This window comes from Exiguobacterium sp. s78, from assembly GCF_018618985.1.
Classification (GTDB): Bacteria; Bacillota; Bacilli; order Exiguobacteriales; family Exiguobacteriaceae; genus Exiguobacterium_A; species Exiguobacterium_A abrahamii.
On sequence record NZ_JACSNB010000001.1, the window covers coordinates 1,498,203 to 1,511,210 of the forward strand.

Sequence of the window (13,008 nt, forward strand, 5' to 3'; positions counted from 1 at the left end):
AATAACGTCCGTGCAATCAGTGCAAGTAACAATTAAAGTGTTGTCAAATGATAAATATGATGAGATGAGGGAATCGATATGGATGGTAAAACTGAGCAATTTACTAAAGCAATATACGAAACGGTTGTAACCGAGAGTATTCGTTCTTATAAGGTCATGTTTAACAACATAGAAATGAGTTCAGATATGGATGACTTCTCAAGACAGATAATTAGCTTATATCAAAGTTTAAGTGATGATAATCAGAAAATATTAATGAAATTGATTGAACAAACTATAATTGATGACGTATCACACATTTTCGGCATTATTGACGGGACTTCACCACTTACTAACTGTAAAATCGAGCCTTCATTACTACTAGATTCTGAGCAGGCTGATGAATTTTTACAAGAAATGTTTATTTCCTATATTGAAGAAGAAAATCTATTTCCTTGATATAAGATTTTACTTCGATAATACAATTCGATAATATAAATGGTAGAACGTAATAGCATTTGTCACTCTTAATGTTTCCAGAGTACGGTTTAAAGCATGAAAGCTACACTCATCTAGTATAAAAGATAGAAGCACACATCTCTTTTACGATGTGTGCTTCTTTGCAATCATCACTAGATTACGCAAGTGAATAGATTAGTTAGAAACATCATCAGACCAATGAATAGCAATCTCATCAAAAGAAGTTGTACTCTCCTCAATTCCTTCCATATCACTCGTATCTAATACTTGAATGTCCTCATGCGATAAGGTAATAGCTTGAGATGGATTCTCTATTTTCAGGTGATATAGTGTTTCTAGGAGCGCCAGCTGTTGTTCTGTGAGCTCGTAGTACTCTTCCCAATATGCCAGTCCAGCTTCGTAACCCGATGCCTGTATTTCTAATAGACTTGATCCCCGATCCATCATTTCTTCGTATTGATGACTAGAAAAAATTAGACGATCATCTCCCCACAAGACAGTAGTGACGACCGGGAAAACGACTCCTTCAATATCATCTAATAGATATTGAAAAGTATCATCTATAGCCGTTTTTTGTACTTTTTCTGGTGCTTCGATTAGCAAGTCATTCGCTTCTACAGTCTCTTCAAAAAAATCTTCGTTTCGAAAGCCCGCCACAAAAAAATCCGGTCCAAATGATACTGTTCCTCTACAGCCTTGACCATCATTCGTACTGTAATGATCACCATCCCACGAATGCTCATAAGCAAAATCGGGGTTGTTTGCGACAAAGATAGCATGAGCGATTGAAGCGAGTATACATCCCTGCCATATGGTTTGACGATTCCATCCTGAATCCATGATTTGATTCTTATTCATTCATACCTCCTGTTTTTAAAACAGTTATGGAAATTCTTCTAATTCACTTGAGGAGTTCAAGCATCCACTAGATGATTTACTGTCATTGTGCGATATATCAAGACTTTAGTTAAACTTCTTTCTAAGCTTCTGATGATCGTTATTCTCGTTTTTTTGGAGTTCTTTCACCCAATCACGGATATCTTCCTCACAGTGCAGATATACGGTAGGGCTATTAAGTAAGTCCATGCCATACACTGTAGTTAAACCTTGAAAAACTAAAATATCGTAATCTGTAGTCTCCCATCCTTCTTTATTTTCTAAAACCATCATCCATTTATAAGCCCAATCAGACACTTCTTCTCTAGAAAGTTTATTTTCTAAAACCAATTCTAATTTCGATATGATGTCAGGTATACGAGGCGTCTTCATTTGATCCTCCATTATTCTCTAAACCTCTAGGATTTTCTATCAGATCGTGTATGATCGATGTTCTATCTTTCAAATAGCTATCAATAATCATCTACACGAGTGGTTTACGGTTAAAATCTACTAACTCATCTGTCTCGAACAAAAGATCTTCGAATCGATCTGCTCCATACTTTTCAATATATTTCTCCTCAGATTCAAAAATCGGTACGAACCAGACTGGCAATACGGTATCTGGCTCATTCCCAACATTAGAATCTGTTTCAAATAGGAAGAAGGATTCATCAAAGTACACAGGACTTGTAACATAAACAGAGGAGAACTGATACTTTTCAAATATTCCTTCAGGGAGTGGATAATATTCTGCTGCAATAAATGAATGTCCTGTTCTCATAGCGTACTCAGCCAATTGCCAGAGTAAATAAATGATCTCGTCCTGAACGTCTGGTTGTTCCGCTGACATCATTATTTCTTGATGCATCAGTGAATCATCTTCCGTTTGGAGTGGATGAAAAAGTAATCCAAGGGATGCAATCGTATAGGTTTCCTTAAATGGTGCATCTTTGAATTTCAAGATTTGGACGTTCTTTTGTTCAAGTTCCTCGATTGGAAATGCTTCCGTGAATTCTCCGCAATGCTGTTCTAAATGATCAAGATAATTCATTAAATCAACCTCCGTTTGAGTATCGTTTTAATACTTCTAAACCAATCTGTGATCCCAACATAAATAGTCATTTCAAATTGTCATTGATTTCTTTTAATCGTTCTTCGTATTTGTAAACAGCAGCTATATCCCCACTTGAACCATATGGATTTACGACTGCTTTAGCCTCTTTTTCATCCACAAAAATTTTCTCTCCCCATAAGCCTTTCGTGATGAAATACTCTTCATCATTCGATTCTAAAGTGTCAAATAACAACGGAGTTGAAAATGTTCCTTCTTCTCGATGGCGTCTTCCAAGTACAATCCATTCCCGATTTTTTATACCATAGTAACCCGTTCTAATGACTATACAAGGTTCAGGATTTTTTTTATCTAACTCATGAAGTGAAAGAATTCTTTCTGTTCTAAGATTATAGTATTGGATGTAATCCATAGACTCTAGTTTTCCAGTCTCATGGTTCTCATCTTTAGAGATTCTCATTTCTGCATATCCATACCCTCCAAGTCGAGGTAAAGGAATCGCATAGACAACTCCTGATGATAAATTCCATCGCGAAGGTTTCTTTTTCATACGAATCGAGACGCTTGAAATCACTTGTTGTTCATCTTTCCGTGTACTCAATAAGCTATTTAGTCCATGTTCGAGCAGGTAACACCACTCTTCAACAGAAAATTCGTGATCCATCTTCTTTTCGAATTCTTGAAGTGTATTTCTCAATTGATTTACATACAGTTCTAATTGCTCTTTATTCTCCAATGGTTTGTTCCTCATCATCTTATAATGTGTTTCTAAAGTCATTCAACTCTTTCAATTGATCTTCGAATTCGTATACAGCTGCTCGATCACCCCACGTTCCTGAGGGATTGATTACCGCTCGTGCCTTTTCCTCTTCCACAAACACTCTTTCTCCATAAATACCTCGAGTAATGTAGTAGTATTCTTCATCAGAATCTAAGCTAGGTATACTACCAAATAGTAATGGCGTCTCAAACGTTTCTTCCCGATGCCTTTTTCCGATCGTTTTCCATTCCCCTTCTCTTATTCCCTGTTGTCCTGTATCCATGATGATACAAGTCTCAGGCTTTTTTTGATCTAACTCGTAAAGGGAAAGAATCGTTTCTGTTCTAAGGTTGTAGTATTGAACGTATTTCATAGAATTTATTTCTCCACTCTCAAAGTTTTTATCTTTTGAGACTCTCATTTCTGCATATCCGTATCCTCCTAGTCGGGGTAACGGAATCGCATAGACAATTCCTGATGATAGGTTCCAACGTACAGGCTTTTTTTGGGTTCGAATGGAAAGGGTAGAAATATCCTTTTCCTCATCTTCTCGTGTACTCAAAAGGCTATCCAATGCATGCTCCAGCAGGTACCGCCATTCCTCAATCAAAAATTCGTGACCCTCTCTCTTTTCGAATTCTTGAAGTGTACTTCTCAATTGATTTACATACAATTCTAATTGCTCTTTATTTTTCAATGTTTTGTATCCCCGTTAACTTATTATGAATTCTTAAAATCATTCATTATTTTTAATCGTTCTTCATATTTGTATACAGCAGATAAATCACCACAGGTTGCAGAAGGATTTATCACCTCTCGTGCCTTTTCTTCTTCCACAAACATTCTTTCTCCATTGATACCTCGAGTAACATAGTAGTTTTCCCCATCAGAATTTAAACTAGGTACACTACCAAATAGTAATGGCGTCTCAAACGTTTCTTCCCGATGCCGTTTTCCAAGTACGATCCATTCTCCTTCTGTAATCCCGTAATACCCCGTATCTATGATGATACAAGTCTCAGGATTCTTTTGGTCTAACTCCTGGAGTGAAAAAATCGAGTCTGTCTTGAGATTATAATATTGGATGTAACCCATAGGCTCTATCTTTCCAGTCTCATGATTCTCATCTTGCGAAATTCTCATCTCTGCATATCCGTATCCTCCAAGTCGAGGTAACGGAATGGCATAGACAACTCCTGATGATAGCTTCCAACGAGTAGGCCTTTTTTTCGTTCGAATGGAGAGCTTTGAAATCATTTGCTGTGTGTCTTCACGTGTGCTCAAAAGACTATTTAATCCGTTCTCCAGAAGGTACCGCCATTCCTCAATCGAAAATTTGCGTTCCATCTTCTTTTCGAATTCATAAAGTGTATTTCTTAATTGATTTACATGCTGCTCTAATTGTTCGGTCGATTCCATCGTTTTTTATCCTCCTGATCCATTACTCTAAACATTGTTACTTGATTAGCAGCATCTTTACTTTTAATTGCTCCGTTCATATTCAAAAATCGCCCACGGAAGCCATAAGACTGCTTCTGTCGCCTCGCCTAATTCATTACAATAATCTGAGTAACGATCCGCTTCTTCGAACGTATGGATCAAACCATGGCTGTTTAGTAAAGTGTTGAAATGATGATAAAAATCGCGTTCCAGTCCGTTACACAATTACGAATGAAATAATCCCGAATCAAATCCTAACACTTCATACCCGATTTTTTTGGCACCGTCCGTATCAGGGCTGAGATGTTGTGATACCATTTTTTCTACTCCATAAGGCTCTGAATTTTTACTACTAAAAGCCGCTACATCTTCCAGAAAATCTACTTTAAACTGTTCAGGCAAACCGAGGCTGATGATGCGTATGTCAGGAAGTTGATTCAAAAAACGATCTACGAACGTTTGCGCAACATTTAAGTTAGAGAACACTTGAGGAAACAACACATCTCCTGTCTTCCGCTGTTCTTCTATCCATTGTTCAAGTAACTGAAAGGTGGTAAGTGAGAGACCGAGTTGTTCCATATAATGGTCTTTCTTTACTTCCACGTTTCCCCATAAGATACTGATGTCAGGATAGTGTGTACAGATGCATTCACTTACGGATAGAACGGACTCAGGAACAACAGCCTTGTCCATGTATTCTTTTCGAGGAGTTGGCAGAATAAGATAATATCCCGCAGATAGGTAGCTCATAAATTGGCTCCTTGTCATGTAAAATGAATTCAATGAGTGTATGTAATGGATTTGATTCGCTAAATTGAGTAGAAAGGAAATGAAAATATGGATAAAGAACAAGAAAGAGTGCTCGTCCAATCATTTTTTGTCAAGCGCGTTCAAGAGCGCGTTCTACATGAATTGTTCACGCCAAAAAAACGAGATATGGCGCTTCAGCGGTTAGATCACCGGTATTTAAGCATGCTGAAGAATGATTATTTGATTGAAATCAAACCACCTAATTCATGGCCAGACGATATGTATGATTTGTTGAAACAATATGGTGCACCGGATACGTGCTATTGTCTATCAGAAAACGAGCTGATTAGCGGGAAAACGTTACCTCTCCGAGAGGCACTCGAACACGCCATCGGCTTTGGATTCGCCTCGATCATTTCTTGTATTCCAGGCGAATTGGCGTATTTCGAAGCGGAGCAATCTTTCGGTCCACCACCTCGCTATTTGTTGAAGAAACCAAGCAATCGGTAATCATCATCCTTGCATGCTTGGTTTCTAACAACTACGTCACGTGGTTGTACTCCAAAATTTTCTGAATGCATATCATCATCCTCATGTTCCTCTTAGTCTGCTTCGTATATTCCCTCTCTGAAGTCATACACTTGACTCCATATCTTAATTTTTGTGCCATTGATCGTCACCGTATCCTTCGTCCACTTCACTTCTTTTATTTCGCGACAAGGATACTCCCAGTACATTCTACGCTTTTCTCCGTCCTCATTCTCCATAATACCAAGCATCGCATAATCCACCGTCGCGCCACCATTCGCGCGGTAAAAGCGAATCGTATACGCCTGATCGGGCGAGCTACTTTTCGAGATATACTCTTCTTTTGGTACAACATTGATATCAACCAAGAAAAATAGTCGGTAGATCGTCCACACGACATATATCGAAAAACTTACACCTGCTATGATTCCCGTGATCTTCAGCTTTTTTCTCACTTTTCAAAACTCCAATTTTTACATATATTCTTTAATATTCAATCGTTTAGTCGCCCCAAAAACAAACCAACGCATTCTGATAGACGGACGCGATGCACATCCGCTTCAATAATTCTAAAAATTCATGTAGTTCCATGATTCGTTTATCTGACTGATGCATCATCCACGCTTCCTTAGGTGTGCAATAGCGTTGAATAAGCAGCTCGCAAATTCCAATCAACTCGTTCACTTCTCTTGCTAAGAACAACTTATCGCCGTAAGGATCGAGATCAATCAAGAGGTCACAGCGATTGGAGGTACTTGCGAATTCTTCTCTTAAAAAGCGTTGGACGTTACTCGGAAATGGTAGAATCTCTTTTTCGTTTTCTGGCACTTCTTTTAAACTCGTACTAATCCCAAACATGATCGTCCTCCCTTATATCACCCGTCCGGATGTCATTCATAATAGTCAATGCCATCTCCTTTAGGAAGAAACGATTTTACCTTCTCTTCAGTATCAAAACAGGCTTCATTTGAAAACAGATAATAGCCCATGAAATCATGCTCCATTGTGATGAACGACATCTCTTCCGTCGCATGGATGACGGGAACGATACGTTCTTTTTTGAAAAACCACCCTTTGACTATTTTCCGTTCAAACGTCAGGAGATTCGTAAACGATAGGAAATAAAAATCGTTTACTGCCGCATACCAATACGTTTCGTCCAGCAGACGCTCAAGTTCGCTCGCATCGTTCACTTGAACGCTATAAAAAAGACTGCTCTTATCTGGTTGAATCTTTGTGTAGAACAGATTTTCCTTCTGAAAAAACGGTTCCACTTCTTCATTGGTAAAACCACCACCGAACGTGACGAATATTGGAAAGCGATTCAGACGCGTCAAAAAATGCTTCAGTACTTCATTGGAGTCATGTTGATAGTCTCGGTTCTCGTCATTCGGAAGACATCCCATCGAATAAATCGACTTAATAGCACCCGGTGGATCAATATCGAGATAGCGGTCTTTGATCACTTTTGCATGATTCGTATGTTCTTCGAGATCGATGTATAACATGAAAATCCCTCCACGTATTCTGCTTGATCCATCTACATCATCCAACTAAATCGAGTTGCTGGTTTCATCAATAGAATTCAATGGTACCGTCGTCAGGAAAGATGGCTTTCACCTTGTCCTCGGTATTAAAACAGGGTTCATTCGAAAACAGATAATAGCCCATGAAATCATGTTCCATCGTGATGAACGACATCTCTTTCGTCACATGAATGACGGGAACGATACGTTCTTTTTTGAAAAACCATCCTTTGACCATTCTCCGCTCAAACGTCAGGAGATTCGTAAACGATATAAAGAAGTCTTCGTTCACTGCCCCATACCAATAGGTCTCATCTAGCAACAACTCAAGTTCGGTCGCGTCATGCACCTGAACGCTATAGTATAGGTTCTTGTTTGGTCGAACCTTTTTATACGATAGATTATGCTTTTGAAAGTACGGCTCGACCTCCTCATCCGTAAATCCTCCACCGAACGTGACGAAAATCGGGAACCGATTGAGACGCGTCAAAAATTGTTTCAAGACTCGATTTGAATCGCCTTGATAGTCACTTTCAGTGTCATCCGGTAGACAACCCATCGAATAGATGAAGTCGATACGTTCTGGTCGATCAACGTACAAGTATCTGTCTTTGAACACTTGTGCATGATCCACATGCTTCTCGAAATAGACATCCAACACGTTCCCTCTCCCCTCATAATCTCTCCATTACCGCTCGATTTCATCCTCTGGAAACAGTGCTTCTATTTTTTCTAATGCATCGAAATCTGTTTCATTCGAGAAGATCAGAATATTCTCGAAATCAAACCCGATTTTAAAAAATGTCGTTGGTTTCGTCATATCGATTACTGGTACTACTCTCTCTTTTTTGATCAACCACCGTCTTACTCTCCTCGTTTCAAACTTCAATAAATCTGTGAAAGCAATCAAATAGTAGCCATTGTAGTTAGCCATTGTAATTGACTGCGTGAGTACCTGAAATAAGTCTTCTGGGCAATTCACTTCGACGGTCATATATCTTTCACGCTTAGTGATTAGGATCTCTGTATACGGTAATTGTTTGTGCTTAACCGTAGACAGCAAATCTTCTTTTTCTAAATCAGTCAGTTCATGAAATCCAAAAGAGAGATAGATTGGAAAACGATTTAACCGCGAGAATAATTGGGTTAACACTATTTCGTAAGAGATGACTTCACCTTCCTTTGAATCATCGTTATAATACTCGAAAGAAAAAATGGATGTGATTCGGTCTTGTCCTTTTAGTGTCAGATGATATTCCTTGATCGTCTTCACATGATTTTGCTGTTCTTCGATGTAAATGTGCACGTTAATCCCCTCACTTTCTCTGGATTGTCACGGTCTTCATCAGGATTCTCTATCAACGGGTGTTACACTATAAGTATGCTCTCTTCTAACGTTCGACAACGAGACATACATAACTCAACTTAGAGGTGATTCCAATGAAAAAACTTCTGCCTTGCGCCATCTGTGGAGAACGCCACGATGAACTCCCGACTGAATATGAAACACTCGGACCGGTCTACTACGAACAAATGTCTGAGAAAGAGCAAGAAACGAAAAGCGAGATGCATGATACGTGGTGTGTCTTAGAACTGGACGGTCCACATTATTTCGTGAAGGGCATTCTTGAACTCCCGATTGCTGGACAAGACGAACCCTTCTGGTGGATTACATGGGTGAGCCTGAGCCCTGAAAACTTCGCTCGCTTCATCGAGAAGAAACGTCCTCGCATCGAGGAGCCGATGTTCGGCTGGTTTTCAAGCGATCTACCAGCTTACCCGGATACCGTCAACTTAAAAGTGATGGTCCATGATGAAGGAACCGGTCAACTTCCTTTCTTTGAACTCGAGCCGACGGATCATCCTTTGTCGATCGAATTCTATTCTGAGATGACGCTTTCCCAGGTCCATGCCATCGCAGATATCGTCTATGCACAAGAGTAAATCACCTATAATGCCGCTGATCCACAGCGGTTTTTATTATGTCTCACGTGTTTACGATCATTCATCTGTTCTACTGATATTCCCAAAATGAGCAATCTTTCCATTCGTACAAAAGTGATCGAGCATGCCAAATCGATCCGCTGCATCGCGGGTCACGATGAAGTTATAGGCCGTCATTAACGAGAATTCAGACATGAAGTCCTCAAGCGTTTGCTTCGTGGGACGTGCATCTTTCGAAAATAATCCTGACGTCACTTCCTTTCGATTCAGCAAATGCAATACATGTTCTTCCAACACCGCTTGCCAATTGGAATCGTGCAACGTCATCACGTGAATCGAATCATCATTTTCTAAAACATCCCGACCACAAAAGACGACTTCAAGCGGAAACGTGGCATTCGGTAAAACTGCATCGAAAAAGTTCTCATACTCTGTTCCAACGTCATCAAGCTCCTCATACGCGACTCCATACATCGAGACACAATCGTTCGTGACTCGGACGATTCCTTGTCCTTGTTTTTGGATAATGAGCGTCACTTCTGCTGTAGTCGCCATTTCCTGCTGTTCGATGACAAGAGGTTTGAGAAATCTTTCAAGCTGTGAGTCGTCGGTCATAATCATGTGAGATCGGACCGTCCAATCTGAAAAATCGTCGATGTGTAGATTCTGTTTGAGAGATCGGTCCAATAACTTTACTTCAACCGGATACGAATGCTGACTCACTTGAAGACGGACGAGGTCTTGCCAATCGTCGCGTGGTAGCAGTTCCCGGAACACATCGATCCAGTCGTCTCGTTCAACCAGCATCCTATTCTTATTTTTCATCTTTCATACGACCTTCTAGTTTGCTACAAAGATAGCCCACGATATGTTCATGCGTCGTCCGTTCTTCAAGATCATCATTGTCGACTAATTCATTGATTGTCTCCGAGATGACCTGCCATAATGCGGTTCCGTGATACTCGTCGTATGGTGTTCTCACTTCCGGTCCTCCTTTTATCCTCTTCGGATTTCATTCGAAAAACTCTCCGTTCTTTGAAACGCAGAGATCATGTCTTCTCCAAACAACGTGATGCTACCCTCCCACGGGTGACCGAGGTACCCCCAGCGAAAATCACGAGCGATGAAAAAGGAGTAATCGCCATCTGGAACTGCTGGAATCATCCAGTCTCCTTCTTCATTTCGAAGAAACGGGCGCCTTGGGTCGATCCAGTATCCTTGATGATTCCAATCGAGTGCCATCACGCGTTCTCCTTCAACGGTCAGCTCGGTCAGAATACGCTTTAGCGTTTGCTCGATCTCTTCGCGTTTCTCGTAATCCACTTCGTATGTAATGAACGGACTCGGGGCATGGTATGAGGGGAAAACTGTCGTACTGGGTGCGAATTGAAATTGTTGATCAATGACGTGCCATATCTTCTCGTCCTCCGCTTGCGTCATCGGAATCCAGCTCCATGATTTACCTTCACCAATCAAATCGAACGTCGCTCCTTCAGGGTATAGAACGGTGTACGCTGCTCCTTCTTGTACTGCAATTTTTGGTTCGTCTTGTACATCGCGTGCTTTCGTCTCTTCAAAAATTAGTGCAATGGCTGCCTCGACATCAAGGACATGGTAAAAGATATTCGTCGTACCGCTACCGATATCTCCCCCTTCGCAGTAGCCGTTCCCCGTATGAAGCAAACCATCATTGATTACTTCTTCCATCATGTGACGTCGCTCGAGCGCTGTTTCTTTCTGATCCTTTTCATAAGAAAACTGGACTACCAGTTCCGTATAATCGGTCTCGTTCAGCTCGCGATAGCCTTGACGTTCAAACTTCTCGATCAGCTGCAAAATCTGTACACCTAATCGTTTGAAGCGCGAGACGCGCATTTGCTTTACGTTTTCTGCTTTCACCCACGCTCCAACGATTCCTTGATGTTGAACGATGAGGCGTCCCTCTGTATAGATTGTTTGGTAGAGCGTATCCGAGCCGTTTTGTTTTGTCAGTTGGATCATGAGTGGTTTCCGCTCCCTCCATCACAATGCGTTCAAGTCACGATCTTCTATGTAGCCTAAAAACGTATCTTGCAATGCACCATCTGTCTCTACGGTATCGACCGGATCTCCTGCTTCGTCAACTCGGACAAGTGCCAGTTTCGCTTCAAGCGCAGATCCATTTAGTCCTGAACTCCCATCGATGATACTAAATACATGGGAAACCGTATCGATGATCGTCTGTTCAATCATCTGTCTCATTCGTTTTTGATCCGCTTCGCTCGACTGTTGGTAAAACGCGATGCAGGCCGTATAGTCATTGACGTTTGGATCGACTTCTTCTTCATAGATGTCCTTATAATCTGCCATACCGTCCTGAACGACCGTCCGATGGACCGCTTGAACAAACTCTTCCATCTCTTGGTTCATGATTTTTCTCTCCTTTTATCAACACTTCGTAGTTCATATCTCTCATCTTGAACGCTTACCGATTACATCTATTCGTCTGAACAGTGTCTTATTCTGCCCATACCGACAAACGGGTGCGAGGATCATTGTCATCTGTCACCCATTCGATTCCGGTATATCCACGTCTCATGGCGTTCTCATAAAATGCTTCAGATACGTGCTGCTCCTTGCAATAGATATCGACGTACATGCAGTCATATACCAAAATCGCGATTTGACAATTGCTTTCCTGAAACCACTCATAACTTGTTCCCACTTCTTCAGTCTGACCACGTTGAAATGCAAATAATTCAGCAAAGATCAGGTAATTGCTTGGTCCCCTTAGCCATTTCGCTAATTCATGTCCTGTCGTTTTCTGATCGATTAAAAACTCTTCTAAACTGTCATACCATTCCCCGTCCATGGCTTGGATCGGAAAATCAAAATTACGAAGAAACCAATCATACGCTTTCATCTCGATCGCACTTAGTATATCGAGCAAGACACGTCCCGGTTCATTCGGAATTTCAAACGATACGCCACGCAGACTCATCGAATTCCTTCTTTCTACATTGTTATAAGAGGGCTGCCGTATAAAAACACTGTAGTTCCTGTTCTTCACTCGAACTTCCCCACGTGCAGACGGCATAACCTTGTGCGGTTAGTGTCGTGACCATCTCGACGACTGGCAAACCCCCACTCTCTGTTAAGCCGATGTCGACCACCTGATCAAGTAACTCCTGACAGTGTGACGGTCGATCATGATTTGCACAAATAATGGTATACATAGCTGGTGAGTCACTAATCATCTCGATGGCTGTTTTGAGCTGTTCGATGCCAAATTCAGCAATCCCAACGTAGTACGGTTCTTTCCCCACTTGAACCGGTACTTCTATTCGAGAGATGAAGCCCTCGAGCATTTCTTCTCGTTCGAGTAGACGCCACAGCTTGTAATAATCAAAGATTCTTTTGGACTGAAACTCATTTCCGACACACACTACTACATAAAAGCGATACGTGCTCAGCGCATGCTTTTTCGCTAGCTTGTCACGGAACATCTCACTACTGATTTGTTTGAATTGGACGATGTCTTCTGGAAACAAAAGCATCTCACCGACTGCACATAGACAGCGAATTGATGAACTCGCATCCGCAAGCCATGGAAAGATGCGTGTCGCATCGCTATGCTCTTCAAGATACGTTTTCATGAAGTATCTCCTTTT

Annotated in this window: 21 protein-coding genes; 3 read left to right on the forward strand and 18 right to left on the reverse strand. The window is 41.0% G+C overall.

The window, feature by feature from the left end; all coding sequences use genetic code 11:
- Positions 1-78 precede the first annotated feature (78 nt).
- Positions 79-438, forward strand: coding sequence for a transposase (locus KNQ18_RS07810; RefSeq protein ID WP_215084364.1), 360 nt, complete (start codon positions 79-81; stop codon positions 436-438).
- A 195-nt stretch (positions 439-633) separates the two neighbouring features.
- On the opposite strand, the gene KNQ18_RS07815 is transcribed toward KNQ18_RS07810, so the two are convergent.
- The 7 genes from KNQ18_RS07815 to KNQ18_RS07845 form a co-directional block, all read right to left on the reverse strand.
- Positions 634-1,317 carry a hypothetical protein gene (locus tag KNQ18_RS07815; protein WP_215084366.1) on the reverse strand — a complete coding sequence of 228 codons (684 nt, stop codon included), beginning with the start codon at positions 1,315-1,317 and terminating at the stop codon, positions 634-636.
- A 105-nt stretch (positions 1,318-1,422) separates the two neighbouring features.
- The gene (locus KNQ18_RS07820) at positions 1,423-1,740 is read right to left on the reverse strand and encodes a hypothetical protein (RefSeq protein WP_215084368.1); all 318 of its coding nucleotides are present in this window, start codon (positions 1,738-1,740) and stop codon (positions 1,423-1,425) included.
- 79 nt (positions 1,741-1,819) lie between these two features.
- Positions 1,820-2,389, reverse strand: coding sequence for a suppressor of fused domain protein (locus KNQ18_RS07825; RefSeq protein WP_215084369.1), 570 nt, complete (start codon positions 2,387-2,389; stop codon positions 1,820-1,822).
- A 67-nt stretch (positions 2,390-2,456) separates the two neighbouring features.
- Positions 2,457-3,146, reverse strand: a complete 690-nt coding sequence (locus KNQ18_RS07830) for a hypothetical protein (RefSeq protein WP_215084371.1) — start codon at positions 3,144-3,146, stop codon at positions 2,457-2,459.
- A 19-nt stretch (positions 3,147-3,165) separates the two neighbouring features.
- Entirely contained in the window at positions 3,166-3,867 is a 702-nt protein-coding gene (locus KNQ18_RS07835) for an Imm26 family immunity protein (RefSeq protein ID WP_215084373.1), read from the reverse strand.
- A 23-nt stretch (positions 3,868-3,890) separates the two neighbouring features.
- The gene (locus tag KNQ18_RS07840; protein WP_215084375.1) at positions 3,891-4,589 is read right to left on the reverse strand and encodes a hypothetical protein; all 699 of its coding nucleotides are present in this window, start codon (positions 4,587-4,589) and stop codon (positions 3,891-3,893) included.
- A 246-nt stretch (positions 4,590-4,835) separates the two neighbouring features.
- Positions 4,836-5,360 (reverse strand): hypothetical protein, encoded by a 525-nt coding sequence (locus tag KNQ18_RS07845; protein ID WP_251133319.1) that lies wholly within the window; start codon positions 5,358-5,360, stop codon positions 4,836-4,838.
- An 87-nt stretch (positions 5,361-5,447) separates the two neighbouring features.
- Between KNQ18_RS07845 and KNQ18_RS07850 the strand changes: the two genes are divergently transcribed.
- Positions 5,448-5,870: a hypothetical protein gene (locus tag KNQ18_RS07850; protein WP_149427213.1), complete on the forward strand. Its 423-nt coding sequence runs from the start codon at positions 5,448-5,450 to the stop codon at positions 5,868-5,870.
- 92 nt (positions 5,871-5,962) lie between these two features.
- Here the strand turns inward: KNQ18_RS07850 and KNQ18_RS07855 are convergent, their stop codons facing one another.
- The 5 genes from KNQ18_RS07855 to KNQ18_RS07875 all read right to left on the reverse strand — a co-directional run bounded on the left by KNQ18_RS07855 (position 5,963) and on the right by KNQ18_RS07875 (position 8,720).
- Complete coding sequence (locus KNQ18_RS07855) at positions 5,963-6,343, reverse strand: DUF5412 family protein (RefSeq protein ID WP_149427212.1); 381 nt, start codon at positions 6,341-6,343, stop codon at positions 5,963-5,965.
- A gap of 46 nt (positions 6,344-6,389) precedes the next feature.
- Positions 6,390-6,746, reverse strand: a complete 357-nt coding sequence (locus tag KNQ18_RS07860; RefSeq protein ID WP_215084377.1) for a hypothetical protein — start codon at positions 6,744-6,746, stop codon at positions 6,390-6,392.
- Between the two features lie 32 nt (positions 6,747-6,778).
- Complete coding sequence (locus KNQ18_RS07865; protein ID WP_215084379.1) at positions 6,779-7,396, reverse strand: hypothetical protein; 618 nt, start codon at positions 7,394-7,396, stop codon at positions 6,779-6,781.
- Positions 7,397-7,463: 67 nt separating this feature from the next.
- Entirely contained in the window at positions 7,464-8,075 is a 612-nt protein-coding gene (locus tag KNQ18_RS07870; protein WP_149427209.1) for a hypothetical protein, read from the reverse strand.
- A gap of 27 nt (positions 8,076-8,102) precedes the next feature.
- Positions 8,103-8,720: a hypothetical protein gene (locus tag KNQ18_RS07875; protein WP_149427208.1), complete on the reverse strand. Its 618-nt coding sequence runs from the start codon at positions 8,718-8,720 to the stop codon at positions 8,103-8,105.
- Between the two features lie 134 nt (positions 8,721-8,854).
- Between KNQ18_RS07875 and KNQ18_RS07880 the strand changes: the two genes are divergently transcribed.
- A complete protein-coding gene (locus KNQ18_RS07880) occupies positions 8,855-9,358 on the forward strand; it encodes a DUF2199 domain-containing protein (RefSeq protein ID WP_064300024.1) in 504 nt (167 codons plus the stop codon).
- Between the two features lie 57 nt (positions 9,359-9,415).
- Here the strand turns inward: KNQ18_RS07880 and KNQ18_RS07885 are convergent, their stop codons facing one another.
- The 6 genes from KNQ18_RS07885 to KNQ18_RS07910 form a co-directional block, all read right to left on the reverse strand.
- Complete coding sequence (locus KNQ18_RS07885; RefSeq protein WP_251133320.1) at positions 9,416-10,183, reverse strand: hypothetical protein; 768 nt, start codon at positions 10,181-10,183, stop codon at positions 9,416-9,418.
- Complete coding sequence (locus KNQ18_RS07890) at positions 10,173-10,340, reverse strand: hypothetical protein (protein ID WP_167368361.1); 168 nt, start codon at positions 10,338-10,340, stop codon at positions 10,173-10,175. Before KNQ18_RS07890 ends, KNQ18_RS07885 begins: the two co-directional genes overlap by 11 nt.
- 14 nt (positions 10,341-10,354) lie before the next feature.
- Positions 10,355-11,359 (reverse strand): DUF2716 domain-containing protein, encoded by a 1,005-nt coding sequence (locus KNQ18_RS17300; protein WP_251133321.1) that lies wholly within the window; start codon positions 11,357-11,359, stop codon positions 10,355-10,357.
- A gap of 21 nt (positions 11,360-11,380) precedes the next feature.
- Positions 11,381-11,767, reverse strand: coding sequence for a hypothetical protein (locus tag KNQ18_RS07900; RefSeq protein ID WP_058705264.1), 387 nt, complete (start codon positions 11,765-11,767; stop codon positions 11,381-11,383).
- An 88-nt stretch (positions 11,768-11,855) separates the two neighbouring features.
- Complete coding sequence (locus KNQ18_RS07905; protein ID WP_215084380.1) at positions 11,856-12,338, reverse strand: DUF2691 family protein; 483 nt, start codon at positions 12,336-12,338, stop codon at positions 11,856-11,858.
- A gap of 22 nt (positions 12,339-12,360) precedes the next feature.
- Positions 12,361-12,993, reverse strand: a complete 633-nt coding sequence (locus KNQ18_RS07910; RefSeq protein ID WP_215084382.1) for a hypothetical protein — start codon at positions 12,991-12,993, stop codon at positions 12,361-12,363.
- Positions 12,994-13,008 lie beyond the last annotated feature (15 nt).